We start from the raw sequence: 20898 nt of genomic DNA on the forward strand, positions 1-20898 counted from the left end.
CATGGAATTTTTTCATGATTTGTGGATAATTTTAGAGTGGTGAGTTATATAAATGCCTCTCGGGGCGAAAGGGATGTAACATGAAGTTCGCTAAGACTGCAAAAATTGCTGCTACCTTCATTGGTTTCGGGCTCTGCACCTCGGCCATGGCCGAAAACCCGCTTATCCAGACTTATTATTCTCCGGACCCGGCGCCTGTCGTGTTCGGCGATACGCTTTGCACCTATTCCGGCAACGACGAGGGCGGCAGCTTCTTCACGATGCACGGCTGGCGCGTATCGTGCACCACGGATATGGTGAACTGGACCGACATGAATACCCTCATTTTGGAAGCGGGTGACTTTAACGGTTCTGCCAAGAAAAACGGCGACTGGGCATCTCAATGCATTCGCCGTAACGACAAGTACTATTATTACGTGACCGTGGAATCTACCCGCGGAGGCCGCGCCGTCAACGTAGCCGTGTCCGACAAGAAGGAAGGCCCCTTCAAGGACGCCTTGAACGGCAAGCACCTGGCGGGCCCCAACTGGGACTACATCGACCCCACCGTATTTATTGACGACGATGGCCAGGCATGGCTCTACTGGGGTAACCCGAAGCTCTATTACTGCCCCCTCAAGGAGAACATGATTGAATGCGCAAGCGAAATCAAGGTCTCCGATATGAGCACCTTTAACGGCAAGTATACCGAAGGCCCATGGATTCACAAGCGCGGCAAAAAATATTACATGATTTACGCCGCCGGTGGCATTCCCGAATCCATTGACTATTCCTGGAGTGATTCCCCGACGGGCCCCTGGACCTACAAGGGCGTCATTATGCCGAGTAGCGAACCGGGTTCCGCGTTCACCGTCCACTCCGGAATTGTCGACTTTAAGGGCCGCAGCTTCTTCTTCTATCACAACCAGAAGAACGTGAAGGGCGGCGGCTACAGCCGTTCTACCGCCATCGAGGAATTCACCTGGAATGCCGACGGTACCATTCCCACTATCCGCGCCACCAACAATGGCGTCGTGAAGCCCATCAAGAACCTTGACCCGTTCGTGCGCGTGGAAGCCGAAACCAAGGCCTGGGTTGGCGGCATGACTGTCAATACGTCGGGCGGTTACACCATCATCGAGCATGTCGGTGCCGAATACGGCAATGTGTTCCTCACCAAGATGAACAGCGGGTTCTATACGAAGGTGCGCTCTGTTGACATGGGCGACGGTGCCGACCGCATTATCGTTTGCACCAGGGGTAACGGCGGTAAGCTTGAACTGCATGCCGGTTCCGAAAACGGTGCTCTCCTTGCATCCATGAATATCCCTGCAAGTTCAGCTTGGGAAGAACATACCTTCGATGTGACCGATGCCGCCGGCGTCGACGACTTGTTCTTTGTGGTAAAGCAGGGCGGGTTCGATTTCGACTACTGGTACATGGAAAGCGAAAAGACTGCCGTTCCGCAGACGGCCTACAAGGGCACTGCCGCTGCGGTTCCGGGTAAGATCGAGGCCGAAAACTATGACGAAGGCGGCCACAACAAGGCCTTCTACGACAATGACCGCGAAAACCAGGGCAAGGCCTACCGCGAAGACGAAGTCGACGTGGTTGACATTAGCGATTCCAAGTGCGGAGACGCGGCCTGCACGGGCTATGCCATCGGATACACCAACGAAGGCGAATGGGTCGAATACACCATCAATGTCGCTGCCGATGCCAAGTACGATATCACCGCGAATGTGGCGACCGCATTCGAAACATCTGCGATGCAGCTGTTCATTGACGACAAGGAAATCACCGAACCGGTGGTTGCCCCGAAGGTCGATTCCGTGTGGACTACGTATAAGGTAATTGACGTGGGCTCCGCGGAACTCAAGAAGGGCGAACACGTGCTCAAGCTCCTGATTACGGGCGCCTACCTGAACGTGGACTGGATTCAGTTTACCGATCCGAATACGGTGGCTCTCGGTCAGGAGATTCGTGTTGCTCCCCAGCATCCGTCTGCCTATAACGTGTTCAGCGCGATGGGCAAGTTCCTCGGCCATATCGATAATGCGGGTGCGGACCTCTCCGCAACCCTCAAGCAGGCGGGCTTTGCGAACGGCATCTATATCATGCGCGGTGTCGACCATTCCAGGCCCCTTCGCGTGATGGTGAAGTAAAGGTCTTTTATAACGGATGGCGCCCCGCTAGCGATAGCGGGGTGTCTTTTTTCATCCGTCGCTTCCTATATTTTCATCGTGCAATCGCGAACTTATGCAGCCATAGACCTCAAGTCGTTCTTTGCTTCGGTGGAATGTATCCTCCGGGGTATTGACCCGTTGAAGGCGAAACTCGTGGTGGCCGACGAGAGCCGTACCGAGAAGACGATTTGCCTTGCGGTGACGCCAGCCTTGAAGGCCTACGGGATTCCCGGGCGTGCCCGCCTTTTCGAGGTGAACCAGAAGGTTCGTGAAGTCGAACGCAAGACGGGCGAGAAGATAGAATTTATCATCGCAAAACCGCAGATGGCCAAGTACGTGGAGTTTTCCACGAGGGTTTACAACGTTTATTTGAAATACGTGAGCGCCGAGGATATCCACGCTTATTCCATTGACGAATGTTTCTTGGACTTGACACGCTACCTTAAGTTGTATAAGAAACCGGCGCGCGAACTGGTGAAGACGATTATACAGGATGTGTTCACGACTACGGGCATTACGGCGACAGGCGGGATAGGCACGAACCTTTACTTGTGCAAGGTCGCGATGGACGTGATGGCGAAGCATGTGGAAGCTGATGAAGATGGCGTGCGCATCGCGGAACTTGACGAGATGAGCTACCGCAGGCAGCTGTGGTCGCACCAGCCGATAACGAGCTTTTGGCAGGTGGGGCGCGGGATTGCTGCTCGCCTGGAAAAGTGCTACTTGAATGGTGGGCGTGGAATCCGTACGATGGGCGATATCGCCCGTGTGAGCGTCAAGAATCCCGATGCACTTTACAAGATGCTCGGTGTGAATGCGGAGATATTGATAGACCATGCCTGGGGTTACGAACCCTGCACGATTGCCGACATCAAGAAGGCGAAACCCCGGAGTCGCAGTACCGGCGAGGGCCAGGTGCTGCAGGACCCGTACCCTTTTGACAAGGCGAGGCTCGTGGTGCGCGAGATGGTCGATACAGTCTCGATGGCGCTGGTTTCGCACGACCTGGTGACAAATGCCATGGTGCTTACTGTGGGTTACGACCGCGAAAATGTGGACAAGGGAATTTACCGCAGCGAGACCGTAGTGGATTTCTACGGACGGACAATCCCGAAGCCTGCTCACGGGACGGCGAATATCGGCTACTACACGAGTTCGCAGGCCGTGATGGCGGAAGCCGTGATGAAGCTCTTCGACCGCATCGTGGATCCGAACTTGACAGTGCGACGCCTGAACCTTGTAGCGACGGACATTGTGGATGCGAGCTACGAACAGTACGATCTGTTTACCGACGTGCAAAAACAACAGCGCGAAAAGAAGCGCCTGAAGGCGGAACTGCTCATCAAGAAGCGCTTTGGCAAGAACGCCATCGTGAAGGGCATGGATTTGCAGGAGGGGGCTACCACCATCGAGCGGAACGGGCAGATTGGAGGACATCGTGCGTGACGACTACAGCGACATAATAAACTTGCCGTATCCGCGCGACGATTGGAACTTCCTCATGAAGCATCCGCGTATGGCCGTGGTTGACCGGGCAAAGATTTTTCATCCTTTCGCTGCTCTCCGCGGGCATGCGGAAGCGCTTGACGCGACTGCCGAAAAGAAGCAGGATGCGGTGGAAAACGAGTTTGGCTACGATGACGATTTTGGCGCGTGATTTTACAGATAGTGAAAACGCTATTGATATAGTTATAATTTATAGCTTGGCATAAGAAAGTAGTATTGTCGCGGGGCCTTGTAATGCGGGGGCCGCATTTCTATTTTTTGCGCCGTCTTTTAAACTACATGGAGGCGTTTTATGGAAAAACGTACAGGCTTGTTTTCGAATGGAATCATCTGGTTCGGTGTCGCCATTTCTGTTTCTGAAATCGAGGCGGGCATCGAAATCGGTGCCGCGGCTGCACGCGATTCCTTGTGGCTCCCGCTAATCCTCGGCCATGTGCTGGGCGGCATCCTGCTCTTTTTCGTGGGCCTCATCGGTGCGCGCGTGCGTGTGAACGCGATGGAAACGACCGCCTCCGCCTTCGGTAAGTACGGCTCCAAGTTTTTTGCCGCGCTGAACGTTTTCCAGCTGCTCGCGTGGGTGGCCGTGCTGAACGCGCAGGGCGCTTCCGCCTTGGCGGGGCTCAACCTGCCTATTTCTTTCCCGCTTACGTGCGCCATTCTTGCGGTGCTTATCGCCATCTGGGTGTTTGTCGGACTCAAGCGTTCCGCGAACGTGACGACGGTCGTGATGGCGGCGCTTGCGGTTTTGCTTGCGATTCTTTCTGTCAAGCTGTTCGGGCTCAATGGCGCCGATAGCACGACCGTCGCCGGCGCTGCCGCCGGGGCCGCCGCGGGTTCCGTAGCGTTACTCGGCTTCTGGAATATCTTCGAGATTTCCATCGCCATGCCCATCTCCTGGCTGCCGGTGATTTCGGACTATACGAAGGATGTTGAAAATCCGGTGAAGGCGACGGCGGTTTCCGCGGCGGCCTACACGTTCGCAAGCCTCTGGATGTACATTCTCGGCATCGAAATTGCGGGCATCGGTGCGAACAACAACATCGCGCAGGCCATTCTCCTTGCAGGCCTCGGCATCCCGGGAATCATCATCGTGGTGCTCTCTACCGTCACGACAAACTTCCTTGCGGCCAATTCCGCAGGCGAATCCTCAAAGGCGATTTACGGCAAAATCAACCCGAAGATTGCAGGCGTTATCGTGAGCCTCTTGAGTGCGGCGCTTGCCATCTCGGGAATCATGGAACACTACATCAGCTTCCTCTACCTGATTGCCTCGGTATTCGCGCCCATGGCAGCCGTGTTGCTCGTCTCGTTCTACTTCGGGAAGGTTGGCACAGTCGATGCCCGCGAAAACAGCGCACGCGCCGCATCTCTCGGATTCTGGCTCTGGAACCTTTTCTCTTGGCTTGCGGGTTTCATTGTCTATCAGGTCGCCGAGCACCTTGATTCCGTGCCGCTCGGCCCCACACTCCTCGCCGTTATCGTATCGGCTGCCCTTGCTTACGCCCGCGTGCTTGTGAAGCGGTAGATTCTATTGTTCCACTGCGTTCCGCTCCAGAATGACACCGCTTTAATTTCTAAATTATAACTCGCTATGCCACAGAAGAAGATTGCCCTCATCAACGATATCACCGGATTCGGCCGCTGCTCGGTTGCCGTCATGGCTCCCGTCATCTCGGCCATGAAAATCCAGGCGGTCGCGGTACCTACGGCAATACTTTCTACGCATACGCAGTTCCCCAAGTATTTCTTTGACGATTACACCTCCAAAATGCGCGACTACATCCAGACCTACAAGGACCTGGACATGAGTTTTGACGCCATCGCAACGGGCTTCCTCGGCTCCGAGGAGCAGGTGGACATCGTCATCGACTTCATCAGGACTTTCAAGAAGAAGGGCGTGTTCACGCTTGTCGACCCGGTGATGGGCGACTACGGCAGGCTCTACACCACGTATACGCCGGAACTTTGCGAAAAGATGCGCGCGCTCGTGCATTACGCCGACATCCTCACGCCGAACCTCACCGAACTCTGCTCCTTGACAGGTTCCGACTACCGCGATGGGAATCTTACACCCGCCGAAATCGAGAACATGTGCAGGACGCTTGCCGAACAGGGCCCCGAACACATCGTGGTGACGGGAATTCGCTACAGCAGCAAGCAGATCATGAACTACGTGTACAGCAAGGGCGAAGAGGCTAAAATCGTGATGGCCGACCGCATCGGCGGCGACCGCAGTGGCACAGGCGACGTGATAAGCGCAGTGATTGCGGGCATGTACCTGAACGGCCACGATTTTTACGAGTCGGTGAAGAAGGCTGCCGAATTCGCGTCCAAGTGTATTGAATATTGTGTACAAAATAATGTTCCCGAACACTGGGGCCTGAGCGTCGAGATGTACCTTCGCGACCTCATAGAAGATTAAAGGGGGGGCCAAATGATAGTTTATACCGTGACAGGGAAAGTCGGCCAGGCCGGCTATTTGGATATCGCGAACAGCGGCGACATTGCGGGCAAGAACATCTACGTGAACATGACGAACCGTTGCCCGTGCAGTTGCGTGTTTTGCCTGCGCCAGACGAAGAAGATGATGGAAGGCAATTCGCTCTGGCTCAAGGAAGGTGAACCGAGCGTCGAGCGCGTGATGGAAATTTTCGACGCATACGACCTGAACGCAATCAACGACCTTGTTTTTTGCGGGTTCGGCGAACCGCTTGAACGCCTGCACGACGTGTGCGAGGTGATTGACAAGCTCAAGGCGAAGTATCCGAAGCTCAAGGTGCGTGTGAACACGAACGGCCTTGCGAACCTGATTCACGGCAAGGATATCACGCCCGAACTCGAAGGCCGCTTCGACACGGTTTCCATTTCGCTGAACGCCCCCAACGCCGAAGAATTCCTCGCACTCACGCGCTCCAAGTTCGGCATCAAGTCTTACGATGCGCTCAAGGAATTCGCCGTGCTAGCGAAGGCCCACGTGAAGAACGTCGTCATGACCGTCGTCGAGAAGGTGATGCCCGAAGAGAAAATCGAGATTTGCCGCAAACTGTGCGATGAACTCGGCGTCACGCTACGCGTGCGTCCGTTCGAGGAGTAAATGCTAACCTGGTGCGGAGAATGCTGATGTTGCGTTTGATTGTAATGTGTTTGGCGGTGGCGCTTGCCTGCACGAATTCGTTTGCGGCGAAGTCCGGCGCAAAATCTAAACCAGCAAAAGCATCGTCCGCAAAGTCGAAGCCCGCGAAAACGGCCTCTAAATCCAAGGCGCTCGAGTACAAGGACCCGCGCGACAATCAGACCTACCGCCTTGTGAAAATCGGGAACCGCACCTGGTTCGGCGACAATCTGAATTTCAAGTCCGAAGGCAGCTACTGCCTCGATGACGACGACAACAACTGCATGGCTTATGGCCGCCTCTACACGTGGGATGCCGCCCGCAGTGCGTGCCCTTCCGGTTTCCGCCTGCCGAAGCACGAAGATTTCGAGAGCCTCTGGAACGCAGCCGGTGGCGACTACAATGCAGGCTACCTGCTCAAGACAAACTATGGATGGAAGGGCGACACCAACGGCAACGATACGCTCAAGTTCGGTGCCATGCCTGCCGGCAATCGCTTTGACGACGCCACCTACGGCAACCTTGCCAAGTTTGCCTTTTTCTGGAGCTCGGATGATGCTCTGGAAGATATCGGGCAGGGCGAAGCCCGCGTTTGGTACCTCACGAACAAGTCGATGGCCTTCGGCTACACTTCGAAATCAAAAGTTTTCGGTTTTTCGGTGCGTTGTGTCAAATAGAGCGTTTTTCCTTGCTTTATTGTAAAATTTCAATCGCTTTTACAACGTTTTTTGGGTTAAAGCATCGCAATGTTTCTTTTTTTATTTATTTTTATGGAAACACAAAAAAAAGGAAGAACATATGAAGAAAAAACTTTTCCCCCTCCTTGGATCCCTCCTGCTTTGCGCAGGCTGTGAAATTACGGTAACGGATAACACCGAAATTAGCGAACCCTCTGACACTCCGGTATCTCTTGGTCAGCTTCCCAAGGATTACTATATCAAGGACCTGATGGCCTACACTTGGTCTGACGGTGCTGGTCAGGCAACCGTTTATTCCTCGACCTGTAAGGAAGAGAATTATGAACTCGTCTGGAAGGCCGACAATCAGAAGGAATATGTCGTCACCTTCTTTGATTACCCCTCTCGTGACTCTCTCGAAATGATGATTGGTGCTGCAAGCTTCGGCATGTACTATGATGCCGACATGAGCAATCCGTATCCGGCAGGCCGTATCTACCAGGCCGACCAGATTAACAAGGATGCCATCAGCGGTTTCGTTATCGGCTACGACACCTATGCCAGCGTAGGCTTCATCAACACGGAATGCCCGGTCGAAGATCTCGATTTCGCTGACGAAATCATGGACTTCCTCAAGATCAATGCAAATGACCAGGTAAGTTACAACTGCAATACGGTCACTGCTGCTGGCGTAGATATCAAGCTCGTGTCCAACAAGCCGACCTCCGTTTCTTACTCCATTTCGTTCGAAGGCAACAAGTGTGACATCACCGAAACGCTCCGTTTCGCCTTCTATGAAGATGACTGCAAGGCCGCTTACGATGACTTCCTGATTGACGCAGAAGCCGAACCGGGCCTCCGCTTCGACATGAACGATTACAGCTACAGCCTCGAAACCGAGAGCCTCCGCTGCCTCGACAACCTCCTCGACGACTTCTACATGGACGCCCCGCTCTTCAAGGGCAAGAAGGTCGAAAAGAGGAGCGGCAAGGAATTTGCCAAGTTCCTCAACAAGATGTCGAAGAAGATCCGCAAGTAGTCTAAACGGCAAAGCTTGATAAAGGGATTCCCCGGAATGGGGAATCTCTTTTTTTGTTAGATTTGAAACGATGCCGCAATCTGTCCGCAACATTGCTATACTCGCGCATGTCGATGCCGGAAAGACGACCCTTTCCGAGCGTATATTGTTTGCGGCGGGCGAGGTGCGCAGGCCGGGAAAGGTCGAAGAGGGCCTTGCCACGATGGACTACATGCCCGAAGAAAAGGAACGCGGCATCACCATCGAGAGCGGAGTCGCGCACTTCGAGTGGAAGAACACCTGGTTCAACTTTATCGATACGCCGGGGCATGTGGATTTCGGTGCCGAAGTCGACATGGCGCTCTCGGCCGTGGAAGGCGCCGTGCTCGTGGTGAGTGCGGCAAGCGGGGTCGAAACGCAGACGGTCGCCGCTTTCAAAAAGTTGCGCGAGGCGGGAGTGCGAACCATCCTGTTCGTGAACAAGCTGGATAATCCCGACTATTCGCTTGACGAAACTCTCATCAACATCGAAGAAATCCTGGGCGTTCGCCCCGTGCTGATGACACTTCCGCAATACGAGAACGGTCGCATGTCGGGGGTGCTCGATGTGCTCAGCCAGAGCAGGCTCGTCCATTCGGAAACGGGCGAGGAAGTGGTCGATGACGGCTGGAATGTCGAAGACGGATGGGACGGTTCTCAGGAACTCAAAAAGCATTATGTCGAAGCGTCCGAGTTCGCGAGCAATTTCGACGACGAGGTGCTGAAGCTTGCCGTTGATGGTAAACGCGTTCCGCCCAAGACGCTGCTGCGAGGCCTCAAGGCGCTTGCCAATAGCGATGATTATGCGCTCTGTTATGCGGGATCTGCAATGGAAGGCTACGGCGTGCGGAGCCTTGTCACAGCGCTTTCTTTCTTCTTGCCCGAACCGCCCGTATTTGCCGATGGCGAACTCGGACAGGTGATTCGCTTGCGCCATTTCAAGGGCGTTGGCGAAATTTCGCTGTTCCGCAGCCATGCCGACATGGAGCGCAAGGCGTGGCCCGCGGGTTTTGAGTTCTCGCGCCTCAAGGCGAACTTGCTGCAGCCTGTCGACGAAATCCGTTCGGGCGATATTTACGCGATGCGCACCCCGTTCGAGACAGAACTCGGACAGGTCATCTATGCGGATGGCGCTTCGCCCTCGCCGCAGGCCGAAGCGGCGTCCGACGATGACATGCCGACCTCCATCCGCGACAAGTACCAGCCGCTTTTGCAGACGCGCGTGGAATGCCTCGGCTCTGAAGACTACCACCATGTGGAAAAGAGCCTCAATACGCTTGGCCGCATGGATCCCAGTTTCCGCGTGCAGAAGGACGATGGCGGATTCTGGTACCTGCATACTGTGGGCGAGGTGCAGCTCGATGTGTTGCTTGCCCGCCTCAAGCGCGAATTCGGTTGCGAAGTCAAAGCAGGTAGCCCCGAAGTCCGCTGGCAGGAGCGCCTGTGCCGTAACGTGGGCCCTGTCGAAAATACCTTCCAGCTTGGCCCGCACAAGATTTCGATCAAGCTTTCGGCGACGCCGCTCGAAGGTGATGCGCATGATATCCGCTTGTCTGCGGAATTCCTGGAAACCGCTCCCCGCGAAATTTTGGCGGGCGTCCGTTCGGCTCTCCTGGAATCAACCGAGGTGGGAATCCTTGGCAAGGGAGCCCTTGTCGGTGTTTGCTTCGAAGTCCATGAATTTACATGGACCGAGGGGGCCTTGCCGCCCATGATCAAGAAGGCGTGTGCCGATGCAGTGACCAAGCTAATCAAGCCTGCCGATGTGGAACTTTACGAGCCCATCATGGAACTTTCGCTGGAATGCCCCGTGAACTTTGCGGGTCTTGTCACCGGCGATATCCAGGCCCGCGACGGCAAGGTGAAGGAAATCGGCGGTGATGGCAAGATACACTTCTTGAAGGCGGATGTGCCGCTGCGGAAAATCTTCGGTTACGCTACCGGCGTGCGCAGCATCAGCAAGGGCACTGCGCTCTACAGCATGAAACTGCTTGGTTACAAGCCTGCGACGGTTTGATATATATATTTAGGCTATGAACAATAAAATCCCCAATCCAAATACAGTCCACCCGATTGCTGGCTACGACAAGGAAATCTACGTCAAGCCTACCATCAAGAACCCGAACATCATCGTCGGGGATTTTACCTACATCGCCGACTCGGAATTTGAAAGCCACGTGACGCACCATTACGACTTTATCGGCGACAAGCTCATTATCGGGAAGTTCTGCCAGATTGCCGCGGGCGTAGAATTTGTAATGAACGGGGCGAACCACCAGATGAACGCCGTTTCCACATTCCCGTTCTACACGCTAGAAGGCTGGAACATGAAACCGCCTGCCGCTGGCGACATGCCGTTCAAGGGCGATACCGTCATTGGGAACGACGTGTGGATTGGGCAGAACGCGACTATTTTGCCTGGCGTGCATATTGGCGACGGTGCCATCATTGGTGCAAACAGCGTCGTCGGCAGCAACGTGGAACCCTACGCGGTCGTGGTCGGGAATCCTGCTGAAACAATCCGTCACCGCTTTGACGGCGAATTGACTTCGCTGCTGCTAAAGTTCAAATGGTGGGACAAACCCGTTGAAGAAATCAACGCGTTGATTCCCTTGCTGACGAACGGCGATTTGGAGGCCGTAAAGCGGGAGTTGAAAAAAAGGATGGTGTAAGTCCTACATTCTCGCGGCTTTCGCGCGGCGCCTGAAGTGCTCGATGAGCGGGGCAACGGTTTCCTTGAAGTCGTCGTGGGTCTCGATGCGCACGAAGTCAATCGACATGCGTTGGAACAGTTCCTTGGTCGCCTTGCCCTGGCGCTTTGCCTCGCGGGCGAACGCCTCGCGGAATGCCGCATCGCCGGTGTCAATCAATAGTGTTTCGCCCGTCTCGGGGTCTTCGAGCTCCACGAGGCCTGCGGGCGGGAGTTCCATTTCGCGCGGGTCCACCACGGAGACCGCAAGCACGTCGTGGCGCTTGCGAAGAATCTTGAAGGCGTTCTCGAAACCTTCGTCCAGAAAGTCGCTCATCACCACGACCACGGCACGGCGGTTCAGAATCTTGCCTGCATACTCCAGCGCCACCTGCGTGTTCGTGCCGTGGTGCTCCGGCTTAAAGTAAAGGATTTCGCGGATGAGTCGCAGCACGTGCTTGCGGCCTTTTTCCGGCGGGATGAACAGTTCGACCTGGTCCGTATAAATTAAAAGCCCCACCTTGTCGTTGTTCTTGATGGCGGCAAAGGCAAGGAGCGCTGTGAGGGTCGCCATGACCTCTCCCTTCATCTGCTTGCCGGAACCGAATTCCGAAGAACTGGAGGCGTCGACCATCAAAAGCATGGTCATTTCGCGCTCTTCGATAAACTTTTTCACGTACGGCGTGCCGGTACGCGCGGTCACGTTCCAGTCGATGGTGCGCACGTCGTCGCCCGGCATGTACTCGCGGACCTCGCTGAACTCCATACCGTTTCCCTTGAACGAACTGTGGTAGGCGCCGGTCATCACGGTGTCGAGCGTGCCGCGAACGCTGAGTTCGATGCGGCTGACGGTCTTTAGAACTTCTTTATCAAGCATTATTTTGTCATGCCCGCCTTGATCCTATCGGCCTTTGGCCTCCAGGATGACAGGGCATCTCCATTTTCTCATGTGAATATACAAAATTCGTGCGCAAAAGTCCAAAAAAAGAACTCCCGGCGTAAACCGGGAGCCCTCTAAGGAGAACAACGATTGGAGTACATTCTTAATCGATTAGCCGACGGTCAGCTTGCGGGCTGCGGCCTGGGCCTTCTTCGACAAGTCGAATTTCAAGATGCCGTTTTCGAGCGATACCTTGATGTTCTCGGTGTCGATGTCGTCGGCCAAGCGGAAGCTGCGCTCGAAGGTGAACTTCTCGTCCTTGCTGCGGACACGCGTCGCCTTGACGGTGATGATGTTCTTTTCGACCTGGATGTCCATGTCTTCTTTCTTCACGCCCGGGAGCTCGACTTCCAATGCGAACCCGTTTTCGGTCTCGTAGTAGTCGGCCTTCGGCGTGTAGGTGCATTCGCCCTTGGCGGCTTCGGCGTTGAAGTTGTCAAGGAAGTTCTGGATGCCATAGAATGCGGTCGGGAGAATCTGTGCGTTGATCATAATTTTACCTCTTTTGTTGCGGGCCCTTTTGGCGGGAACCCATTGTTTTTTGTCTTCGCACTACTATAAGCGAACTCCGTGCCAAAACGGGTGCTTGCTGCGTTCTGAAACGAAAATTGCCATTTTTTTGAGCTAAAAAAGGCGATTTTGCCGTCGCACCGTGCCAAAATACCCAAAGGGCATTTCAAAAAGGGACGCCCGGTGTTTCGTCCGTAAAACAAGAGCCTTTTCAATCTGAAAAGGGCCTAGGACATTTCGCGAAAAAAAACGGCCCCCTGATGAAGGGGGACCGCTTGGGTTGGTTATGGAGGAATCTTTTAGAACTGTTCGAAGAACTTGTGGACTTCTTCGGGCACCCAGGTTTGTTCCCAGTTCCAGCCGATGCTCATGTTGCCCGTGTCGTGGGCGGTCCACTGGTGGTTCCCGGGCCAGCTGCACCACTTGACGGGGAAGCGTTCGTCCACTTTCTTGAAATCGTAGCACACGTGGCCGGTGTTCCCACTGATTTCCTGCGGTTTTTCGCTGCTCGCGTCGGTGAAGTCGCCGTTCGCGTCGGCCTTGCCGTTCCTCTTCAGGATTCTCGGCAGTGCGCTGTTCTTGGCGCGGTTGTAGTCGCAGCGGTCGTCGTTCACGCCGTGCACGTTCATCCAGGCGATAGGCAGGTTCTTCATCGCGTTACCCTCGGGCAGCCAAATATTGTAGTCGGCCACGGCGTAGGTGGCCGCTGCGCGGACCCGGCTCTGCATGTCCTGCATCAGCGAGTAGCTGAACATGGCTCCGTAGCTGAACCCGGTGATGAACACGCGGCTCGTGTCGATACAGTAGTTCTCGTTCAGGGTGGTGAGTGTCTGGGCGAAAAAGTCATGGTCGGCCTGGCCCTTGCTCCATAGGCCGCCAATCGCATCGAGAGAGACGAAGATGTAGTCGCCGTTCTTGTCGAGCACCTGCTGGCCGTAGTAAGGCGTGGGGTGGTCGTAGTCGGGGTCGTGGTGCACAAAGTCTTCGCCTTTGCTGCCGTAGCAGTGCAGCGCGAATAGCACCTTGTGCGGCTTCTTGTTGTCGTAGTTCTTGGGCAGGGTGACGAAGTAGGTGCGGTTGTCGCTGCCTACCCGGATCTGGAACTGGTCGCCGTTCTCGACGCTCTTGACCTTTTGCAGCTTGGAATTGGAGCCGCAGCCCTTGCTGGGCGTGGGGTCGTTGCCCAGCGCATAGCCGAACTTGAACTGCGGGGCGGTTTTCGTGAGTTTCACATCGAGCGTAGTGTCGAGAGTACCGAGCGGCACGGTAAGCGTGTCGAAGCCTTCGGCCACGAAGCGGATGGATTCGCCCTGCTGCACCTGTTTCAGGAGGGCGCGGCCTTCGCTGTCGAGGGAATTGGTGTAGGAGCCGTTCGCGTTGAAGCGGAGGGTCTGTGTCGCGCTTCCCAGGGTCACCTTGGCGAAATACGTGCCCTTGGCCTTCACGCCGGAGGTGAGGTCCACCTGGCCTGCGCCATAGAGGGTCTGGGCGAACACCCGGTTTCCGAGCGAGTTGAAAATCATGACCTCGACGGGCTTGCTGCCGCTCTGCGCATAAGAGAGGATTCCGTTGCTTATGCCGATGTAGCCGGCGGTGGCGCCTGTAACCGGCCTGATTCCCGTTTCCTCGTCCTCGTGGATGGTAAACTTGCCCTGGTCGTCGGTCGTAGCGGTCTTGCCTTCCTTGAGGAGGCTCGCTGTGGCGCCCTTGATGGCTTTGCCCTGGTCATCGGAAACGGTTCCCGATACGGTATATGCAGAAACGGTCCCGCAGAATGCGAAGAGGCATGCTGCCGTGAAAAGACTGAAACCCTTGATTGTCATGAACACTCCTTTTCCCAAAAAACTATTAGGAACTACACCTTGCAATAAACTAATCTAAATCGTGATATATGAAATGTCGTGTGCTCGCCCGCCCTATTCATGGATGAATTGTCTACAAAAACAAATTTACAGGGATAAAGAAACGGCCCCCCGATGAAGGGGGACCGCTTGGGTTGGTTATGGAGGTACTCTTTAGAACTGTTCGAAGAACTTGTGGACTTCGTCAGGGACCCAGGTGTTCTGCCAGTTGCCGTTGTCGTAGGCGGTCCACTGGTGCTGACCGTTCCAGCTGCAGAACTTGACCGGGAAGCGTTCGTCGACAGTTGTGAAATCATAGCAGAGGTGGCCGGCGCCGCCGACTTCCTTCGGCTTTTCTGCGCTGGCATCGGTGAAGTTGCCATCTGCATCGGCCTTACCGTTGTTTTTGAGGATGCGCTTGAGTGCACTGTCACGAGCGCGGTTGTATTGGCAGGTGCCGTCGTTCTTGCCGTGCACGGCCATCCAGGCGATAGGCTTGCCCTTGTTCTGCGGCAGGTAGATATTGTAGTCGGCCGTTGCATACACGGCCACGGCGCGCAGGCGGTGCTGCATGTCCTGGGCCATGGAGTTGGTGACCATGGCGCCGAAACTGAAGCCCGTCATGAAGATACGGGTGGTATCGATGCAGTAATTCTCTTCGAGAGTCGTAATCAGCTGGTCAATGAACTTGTGGTCCTTGTCGCTGCTGACACTCCACGGCATGCCATCGGTATCGCCACGCGGGGCGACAAAGATGTAGTTGCCTTCCGTATCAAGCTTCTGCTGGCCGTAGTACGGAGACGGATGGTCCTGGTCCGGATAGTGGTGGACGAAGTCCTCGGCGTTAGAGCCCATGCAGTGCATGGCGAAGAGCAGCTTGTAAGGTTTCTTGTTGTCGTAGTTCTTCGGTAGCGTGATGAAGTATTCGCGGTTGTCGCTGCCCACTCTCATTTCGAAGCGGTCGCCGTTTTCGACGCTCTTGGTCTTCTGCAGCTTTGACGTCGTGCCGCAACCCTTACTCGGGCGCGGGTCGTTCTTCAATGCGTAGCCGAAGGTGAACTGTTCTTCGCCGCTGGTTATCTTGTTGAGGAAAATGTTGAGATTCGTGTCGAGCGTGCTGAGCGCCATGGAGAGCGTGTCGTAGCCGTCGGCGGAGATGATGAGTTTTTCTCCCGGTTGGACTTCCTTCAGCAGGGCACGGCCTTTGCTATCGAAGGAATTGGTGTAGGTTCCGTTTGCGCTGAAGCGGATGGTCTGCTTCACGCTGCCCATGGAAACCTTCGCAAAGTAGGTTCCTTTCGCCTTCACTCCGGAGGAAAGGTCCACCTGGCCTGCGCCATAGAGGGTCTGGCCAAACACGTTGTTGCCCATGGCGTCAAAAATCTTGACCTGGATGGGGTTGCTCCCGTTCTGGGAGTAAGAGAGGATTCCCGAATTGATGCTGATATAGCCTGGGGCCTGCATGGGGTGCAGCGCGTCGGGCGGCGGGGTAATTGTATCCTGTTCGTCTTCGTGAATGGTGAACTTGCCTTCCGCATCTGTTGTCGCGGTCTTGTTCTCCTTGAGAAGCTGGACCTTGGCTCCGCTGATGGCAGGGCCGTTTATACTACCGTCGGTGACGGTGCCGCTTAGGGTGTATGCGGATGCGGCAGATACCGCGAGGGCTACTCCAATAACCAGAAGATTCTTCATCTTCAACTCTCCTTTTTTTAGAATATCCCAATACTCCACCCTCAAATCTACCCATATTTATGTTTAAATCCACCGCATGTAAATTTTAGTTTATGGATAAATTGTCCACGCTATTTTGAGAATCGAAACGCGAAAAAATGAAAAACATGAAAAAAAAGAACGCCGCTTTTCCCGGCGTTCCTGAACTTTTTTCGGTGCCTTGGAACTAGTCCAGCTTGCCCTGGTACAGGTCGAGCACCTTACGGGCGAGCAGGCTTGTGTATTTCGCGTTCACGAGCGTCACCTGCGCCTTCTCGAGGTTGTTCTTCTGGGTGAGGTAGTCGGTATAGGTGAGTGCGCCCGCGCCCCGCTGTTCCTCGGCGACTTGGAGTGCCTCGTTCTCGGCTTCCACCTGGAGGATTGCCGCCTTCCACTGCATGTCGGCGCTTACCGCGTTCAGGTAGAGCTTCTCGATGTTGTTCTCGAGGTTCTTTGCGGTCTCTTGCATGCCGAGCTGCGCTTCCGATTCGCTGACCTGCGCGAGGAGCACCTTGTTGTTCGTGGATCCGCCGTCGTAGATGGGGATGTTGATGCCGAGCGATACGGAGTTCTGCCAGCCGTACTTGAGCTGGTCGCCGTATGCGCCCGACTCCCACGCCTGGAGGCCCGTGCTGGAGTTTGCCCCGAGCGTTACCGTGATGGAACTTCCCTTGCCCGCGACCTCGGTGTTCTTCTTCGCCGCGCGAACCGAGATGCTGTCGGACTTGAGGCCCGGGTGCTGCTCCCTGACCGCCTTCTTGAGGTCGGCGAGCGCGGGTAGCGGTTCGAGAGAATCGGGGGAGGCGATTGCGGATTCCGGTGCGGAGATATCGAACTCGGCGTCGTCGCTTAGTTCCAGCAGCTGCCGGAGAGTCGTCTTCGCGGTACTTACCGCAAGCTGCGCCGAGAGTTGCGCCACCTGCTTCTGCAAAACGTTGGACTGGCTCTGCGTGAGGTCCTTCTTGGTGATGGAACCCGCCTCGAAAAGCTTGCCGTAGTGCTCGAATTCCGCCTGCGAGAGTTCCACGGATGCGTCTGCGGTACGGAGGTTCTCCTGTGCGGCGAGCAGGCTCATGTAGGCGTTCAGCACGCCTTCCTGGATGCTGCGTTCGGTCTGCTTTGTGGCGAGTGCGGCGGACTGCTTCTTGAGCTGGTTCACTTCGACGGTGGCGCCGCTCACCCCGCCGTCCCATAGCGTGTACGAGCCCGAAATTCCGAGGCTCAGGCGGTAGTGGTCTTCGTTGTGGACGAAGGGGTGGTCGTAGAGCGTGTTCTGGATGCTGGCCGAAACGGTGGGGCGGTTGCCGATGCTTGCCTGCTTGATGTTGATTTCGGCCTGTTGTTCGCGGAGTTTCGCGGTCTCGAGCGAGAGGCTCTTTTCCTTCGCCTGCTTGAGGCATGCGTCAAGCGTCCAGGTGTCGGCCTGGGCGAGGGTTGCCGTCATGAGGGTCGCGAGAATGATAGCCTTTCTGTTGTTCATGCCATTTAGATGCGCGGATGCAACGGTGCGTTGCGTGTCCGGGGTGTATAAGATAAAAAAAACAGAAACGGAAAAGGCCCGGACGATGCCGGACCTCTTCGAGTGGACGGTACTGGATTTGAACCAGTGACCTCTGCCGTGTGAAAGCAGCGCTCTAAACCAACTGAGCTAACCGTCCAAAATGGTAGCGCAAATATAAAAAAGGTGCTTGACCTTGTCAAGGGGTGACTACAGGTACTTGTCTTCGGCGCCGCGGAGGATGGTAAGGAACTCGGCCGGGGTCTTGGCGGCGATGAGGTCCTTGCGCACGTTGCCGTCGGCCAGGAGGCGGCTCACGGAAGACAGCGCCTTGAGGTGGGGGCCCACGGTGTTGCCCGGGCTCACGATGAGGATGAGCAGGTAGACCGGTTCGCCGTCGAAGGAAGCGAAGTCGAGACCGTTCTCGACAGTGGCGGCCACCATGCACATGCGGTCTACGTAGTCGATCTTTGCATGGGGGACGGCCAGCCCGCAACCGATACCGGTGGAGCGACTCTGCTCGCGGTTCCAGACGGCTTCGAAAATCTCGTCGCGGTGTTCAAGTTTGTAGGCGCTGCAGAGCGTGTCGACGAGCTCGTTGAGGATGTCCTCCTTCGTCTTGCTCGCAGAGTTGATCAAGATGCAGTTGTCTACGAATCTTTCAGAAAGTCGCATTTTGTTTTTCCTTATTCTATCCCACCAAACTTATATTTTAGAAAAATTTAACACAAATTTCGAGATTGTATTCATAAAATAATTTTTGGACCCTGCGAAGAGGGGCCGAAATGTCGAATTATTAGAATTTTGACAGCAAATCTGCAGTTTCGAAAGGCGAATTCAGGTTTTCGAGTTCCCTGATGGCCTTTTCCATGCGCGCGACGTCCACCTGGCCGGGGGCCTGCGCCTGCCCGATTGACCCGTAGGTGAGGTTCGCCCCCTCCTTGAGCGACCAGATGCGGCTCGCCTTGCCCGTTTCGCCCATCCCGAACGCGGCGAAGAGCTCGAAATTCTGCGAATGGATGCGCGCGAACTTGTACAGGCGCTCGCAGTCGGTTTCGCTGTTGCTCATGGCGGCAATCTTCAGGCCGTCGGCCTTCATGCGCAGGCAGTCGCGGGCGAAGTCGTCCAGTTCCTGCAGGTTCGGAATGCGCAAAAAATTGTGCTGCGATACGAGAATCTTTGTCTTGCGGAGGTCGGCGAGATTCTTGAGGTTCTTGAAGTCGTACAGGCAGTCCTGCTCCAGGTCGAGCCATTCGGGCACATCGCCTTCGGCAAGAATCTTTGACCAGAGCGGGATGCGCGAGTACGCGTCCTTGTCGGGGAACTTGCCGCCGTCCCGTTCCAGGCGGATGGTGCCTACCTGCATGGCGCCCGGGGCAATCTTCTTCACGCGCCTTGAAAGCGCGGGCCATTCCTTTTCGGGAAAGAAGTCGTAGCGGATTTCGAGCGCGTTGCATGCCTCGATGTCCAGGAACACGGGGTTCATGGAGTCTTCTTCGATGGCGGAGAGGACTTCGGGGCCGATGAGGCCGACCAGGATTTTTTCGTTGCTCGCGGGCATGCGTTAAATATAGGAATTTGGCGCTTTACAATCCGTGCTTCCGGGACGATAATAAAATGAAATTTCTAAATTATACCCGAACAAAAAGGATTTATTATGGCCGATTGCAACGAAAAGAAAGAAAACCAGACTCCGGAAATGATGAAGAAGGCGGAAGAATTCCTCGCCTCCAAGCGCCGCATCTTCTTGTGGGGCGGTGTCGATGACGAGAGCGCCGAACGCATCGTGAAGCAGCTTCTGTACCTGGATTCCCTGAACCACGAAGACATCGTGTTCTTCATCAACAGCCCGGGCGGCGTGATTTCTAGCGGTCTCGCCATCTACGACTGCATGAACGCCATCCAGAGTGACGTCGTGACGGTCTGCTGCGGCCAGGCGGCATCCATGGGCGCCGTGCTCCTCACCGCCGGTGCAAAAGGCAAGCGCGTCGCATGGCCGAACGCCCGCATCATGATTCACCAGCCGCTCATTCACGGCGAGATTGTGGCACCCGCGAGCGACATCCAGATCCAGGCCGAAGAAATGCTCCGCATCCGCGGCATCACGGGCAAAATCCTTGCCGAGACCTCGGGCCACACGATCGAGGAAATCGACCGCGACACCGAACGCGACAACTTCATGAGTGCCGAAGAGGCCAAGGCCTACGGCCTGGTCGACAAGGTCGAGAGCCTCGTCTAACGGCGCGTTAAAGGATTCTAGAAATGGGCCTGTTTTCTGCCATCAAGAGCGGTCTTGCAAAGACGCGCGACGCCCTCATGGGCGAACTCAAGGGCATTGTCGGCGCGGGCAAGATTACCGACGACACGCTCGAGGAACTCGAGGAACACCTGATCAAGGCAGACGTGGGCGTGGAAGCCGCGTTCCTCTTGACGGATGCCCTCCGTGAACAGGCGCTGGGCAAGTCGCTCACCACCGAGCAGGTGCTCGACATCATGCGGAGCGAGGCGGAGCGCTTATTGAAGGACCCGCCGCTGTTTGAACTCAAGGGCAAGCCGCACGTGGTTCTCGTGATTGGCGTGAACGGCGCCGGCAAGACGACTACGATTGGCAAGCTCGCCGCCCGCTGGATAGGCGAAGGCAAGAAGGTGATGATTGCGGCCTGCGACACGTTCCGCGCCGCGGCCATCGAACAGCTGGAAACTTGGGCCGAGCGTAGCGGTGCAGAATTCGTGAAGCACCAGGAAGGGAGTGACCCGGCAGCCGTCGCGTTTGACGCGTGCCAGGCCGCCGTCGCCCGCGGGTGCGACGTGGTGCTGATTGATACCGCCGGCCGCCTGCACAACAAGGACTACCTGATGGAAGAGCTCAAGAAGATAGTCCGCGTGGTGAAAAAGGTGAACCCGGATTTTCCGCACGACATGTGGCTCGTGATAGACGGGAACACCGGACAGAATACCATCAACCAGACGAAGATTTTCAACCAGAGCTTCCCCCTGACGGGCCTCGTGGTCACCAAGCTCGACGGGACTGCGCGTGGAGGTGCCGTGCTCAGCATCGCAAGTTCGCTCCAGATTCCCATCCGCTGGATTGGCATGGGCGAGCGCATCGACCAGCTGGTGCCCTTCAGCAAGGCCGAATACGTGGAAGGCCTTTTCGAGAACGCGCTGGAAGAGAAAAACTGACGGAGCGGAT

19 protein-coding genes and 1 tRNA gene are annotated in these 20898 nt (G+C 55.7%); 12 read left to right on the forward strand and 8 right to left on the reverse strand.

What is annotated here, in order from left to right; all coding sequences use genetic code 11:
• The first annotated feature begins 80 nt into the window (after positions 1-80).
• The 10 genes from B4A77_RS02635 (at position 81) to B4A77_RS02680 (ending at position 11189) form a co-directional block, all read left to right on the forward strand.
• Positions 81-2144, forward strand: a complete 2064-nt coding sequence (locus B4A77_RS02635; protein ID WP_290738046.1) for a family 43 glycosylhydrolase — start codon at positions 81-83, stop codon at positions 2142-2144.
• Positions 2145-2222: 78 nt separating this feature from the next.
• Positions 2223-3611 (forward strand): DNA methylase, encoded by a 1389-nt coding sequence (locus tag B4A77_RS02640; RefSeq protein ID WP_290729840.1) that lies wholly within the window; start codon positions 2223-2225, stop codon positions 3609-3611.
• Positions 3604-3822 (forward strand): hypothetical protein, encoded by a 219-nt coding sequence (locus B4A77_RS02645; protein WP_290726118.1) that lies wholly within the window; start codon positions 3604-3606, stop codon positions 3820-3822. Before B4A77_RS02640 ends, B4A77_RS02645 begins: the two co-directional genes overlap by 8 nt.
• A gap of 141 nt (positions 3823-3963) precedes the next feature.
• On the forward strand, positions 3964-5196 hold the full coding sequence (locus B4A77_RS02650) for a cytosine permease (protein ID WP_290738049.1): 1233 nt from the start codon (positions 3964-3966) through the stop codon (positions 5194-5196).
• 66 nt (positions 5197-5262) lie between these two features.
• Entirely contained in the window at positions 5263-6093 is an 831-nt protein-coding gene (locus B4A77_RS02655) for a pyridoxamine kinase (RefSeq protein ID WP_290738052.1), read from the forward strand.
• A gap of 12 nt (positions 6094-6105) precedes the next feature.
• Positions 6106-6765, forward strand: coding sequence for a TatD family nuclease-associated radical SAM protein (locus tag B4A77_RS02660; RefSeq protein WP_290738055.1), 660 nt, complete (start codon positions 6106-6108; stop codon positions 6763-6765).
• A 26-nt stretch (positions 6766-6791) separates the two neighbouring features.
• On the forward strand, positions 6792-7460 hold the full coding sequence (locus B4A77_RS02665) for a fibrobacter succinogenes major paralogous domain-containing protein (protein ID WP_173381134.1): 669 nt from the start codon (positions 6792-6794) through the stop codon (positions 7458-7460).
• Between the two features lie 121 nt (positions 7461-7581).
• A complete protein-coding gene (locus tag B4A77_RS02670) occupies positions 7582-8499 on the forward strand; it encodes a hypothetical protein (protein ID WP_290738059.1) in 918 nt (305 codons plus the stop codon).
• A 70-nt stretch (positions 8500-8569) separates the two neighbouring features.
• Positions 8570-10534: a GTP-binding protein gene (locus tag B4A77_RS02675; RefSeq protein WP_290738062.1), complete on the forward strand. Its 1965-nt coding sequence runs from the start codon at positions 8570-8572 to the stop codon at positions 10532-10534.
• A gap of 16 nt (positions 10535-10550) precedes the next feature.
• The gene (locus tag B4A77_RS02680) at positions 10551-11189 is read left to right on the forward strand and encodes a CatB-related O-acetyltransferase (protein ID WP_173381137.1); all 639 of its coding nucleotides are present in this window, start codon (positions 10551-10553) and stop codon (positions 11187-11189) included.
• 3 nt (positions 11190-11192) lie between these two features.
• On the opposite strand, the gene B4A77_RS02685 is transcribed toward B4A77_RS02680, so the two are convergent.
• The 8 genes from B4A77_RS02685 to B4A77_RS02720 all read right to left on the reverse strand — a co-directional run bounded on the left by B4A77_RS02685 (position 11193) and on the right by B4A77_RS02720 (position 19266).
• Entirely contained in the window at positions 11193-12083 is an 891-nt protein-coding gene (locus tag B4A77_RS02685) for a DUF58 domain-containing protein (RefSeq protein WP_290726104.1), read from the reverse strand.
• A 174-nt stretch (positions 12084-12257) separates the two neighbouring features.
• Positions 12258-12638 carry an Hsp20/alpha crystallin family protein gene (locus B4A77_RS02690; protein ID WP_173381139.1) on the reverse strand — a complete coding sequence of 127 codons (381 nt, stop codon included), beginning with the start codon at positions 12636-12638 and terminating at the stop codon, positions 12258-12260.
• A gap of 317 nt (positions 12639-12955) precedes the next feature.
• Entirely contained in the window at positions 12956-14479 is a 1524-nt protein-coding gene (locus B4A77_RS02695) for a T9SS type A sorting domain-containing protein (RefSeq protein ID WP_290738065.1), read from the reverse strand.
• A gap of 192 nt (positions 14480-14671) precedes the next feature.
• A complete protein-coding gene (locus B4A77_RS02700; protein WP_290738068.1) occupies positions 14672-16189 on the reverse strand; it encodes a T9SS type A sorting domain-containing protein in 1518 nt (505 codons plus the stop codon).
• 205 nt (positions 16190-16394) lie between these two features.
• On the reverse strand, positions 16395-17687 hold the full coding sequence (locus tag B4A77_RS02705; protein WP_290738071.1) for a TolC family protein: 1293 nt from the start codon (positions 17685-17687) through the stop codon (positions 16395-16397).
• Positions 17688-17790: 103 nt separating this feature from the next.
• Positions 17791-17865: transfer RNA gene (locus B4A77_RS02710), tRNA-Val, on the reverse strand.
• A 50-nt stretch (positions 17866-17915) separates the two neighbouring features.
• Positions 17916-18380, reverse strand: a complete 465-nt coding sequence (locus B4A77_RS02715; RefSeq protein WP_173366093.1) for a PTS sugar transporter subunit IIA — start codon at positions 18378-18380, stop codon at positions 17916-17918.
• 121 nt (positions 18381-18501) lie between these two features.
• The gene (locus tag B4A77_RS02720; protein ID WP_290738074.1) at positions 18502-19266 is read right to left on the reverse strand and encodes a type I 3-dehydroquinate dehydratase; all 765 of its coding nucleotides are present in this window, start codon (positions 19264-19266) and stop codon (positions 18502-18504) included.
• 96 nt (positions 19267-19362) lie between these two features.
• Between B4A77_RS02720 and B4A77_RS02725 the strand changes: the two genes are divergently transcribed.
• Entirely contained in the window at positions 19363-19944 is a 582-nt protein-coding gene (locus B4A77_RS02725) for an ATP-dependent Clp protease proteolytic subunit (protein WP_072809322.1), read from the forward strand.
• Positions 19945-19967: 23 nt separating this feature from the next.
• A complete protein-coding gene (gene ftsY, locus B4A77_RS02730) occupies positions 19968-20888 on the forward strand; it encodes a signal recognition particle-docking protein FtsY (RefSeq protein WP_290729860.1) in 921 nt (306 codons plus the stop codon).
• The last annotated feature ends 10 nt before the right edge of the window (positions 20889-20898 follow it).

Source organism: Fibrobacter sp. UBA3718, assembly GCF_002371935.1.
Classification (GTDB): Bacteria; Fibrobacterota; Fibrobacteria; order Fibrobacterales; family Fibrobacteraceae; genus Fibrobacter.

Coding starts and splice junctions, on each gene's coding strand:
- ftsY (WP_290729860.1), top strand. CDS start 19,968: ATGGGCCTGTTTTCTGCCATCAAGAGCGGTCTTGCAAAGACGCGCGAC.
- B4A77_RS02700 (WP_290738068.1), bottom strand. CDS start 16,189: ATGAAGAATCTTCTGGTTATTGGAGTAGCCCTCGCGGTATCTGCCGCA.
- B4A77_RS02705 (WP_290738071.1), bottom strand. CDS start 17,687: ATGAACAACAGAAAGGCTATCATTCTCGCGACCCTCATGACGGCAACC.
- B4A77_RS02725 (WP_072809322.1), top strand. CDS start 19,363: ATGGCCGATTGCAACGAAAAGAAAGAAAACCAGACTCCGGAAATGATG.
- B4A77_RS02660 (WP_290738055.1), top strand. CDS start 6,106: ATGATAGTTTATACCGTGACAGGGAAAGTCGGCCAGGCCGGCTATTTG.
- B4A77_RS02685 (WP_290726104.1), bottom strand. CDS start 12,083: ATGCTTGATAAAGAAGTTCTAAAGACCGTCAGCCGCATCGAACTCAGC.
- B4A77_RS02715 (WP_173366093.1), bottom strand. CDS start 18,380: ATGCGACTTTCTGAAAGATTCGTAGACAACTGCATCTTGATCAACTCT.
- B4A77_RS02670 (WP_290738059.1), top strand. CDS start 7,582: ATGAAGAAAAAACTTTTCCCCCTCCTTGGATCCCTCCTGCTTTGCGCA.
- B4A77_RS02655 (WP_290738052.1), top strand. CDS start 5,263: ATGCCACAGAAGAAGATTGCCCTCATCAACGATATCACCGGATTCGGC.
- B4A77_RS02720 (WP_290738074.1), bottom strand. CDS start 19,266: ATGCCCGCGAGCAACGAAAAAATCCTGGTCGGCCTCATCGGCCCCGAA.
- B4A77_RS02650 (WP_290738049.1), top strand. CDS start 3,964: ATGGAAAAACGTACAGGCTTGTTTTCGAATGGAATCATCTGGTTCGGT.
- B4A77_RS02675 (WP_290738062.1), top strand. CDS start 8,570: ATGCCGCAATCTGTCCGCAACATTGCTATACTCGCGCATGTCGATGCC.
- B4A77_RS02635 (WP_290738046.1), top strand. CDS start 81: ATGAAGTTCGCTAAGACTGCAAAAATTGCTGCTACCTTCATTGGTTTC.
- B4A77_RS02680 (WP_173381137.1), top strand. CDS start 10,551: ATGAACAATAAAATCCCCAATCCAAATACAGTCCACCCGATTGCTGGC.
- B4A77_RS02695 (WP_290738065.1), bottom strand. CDS start 14,479: ATGACAATCAAGGGTTTCAGTCTTTTCACGGCAGCATGCCTCTTCGCA.
- B4A77_RS02665 (WP_173381134.1), top strand. CDS start 6,792: ATGTTGCGTTTGATTGTAATGTGTTTGGCGGTGGCGCTTGCCTGCACG.
- B4A77_RS02690 (WP_173381139.1), bottom strand. CDS start 12,638: ATGATCAACGCACAGATTCTCCCGACCGCATTCTATGGCATCCAGAAC.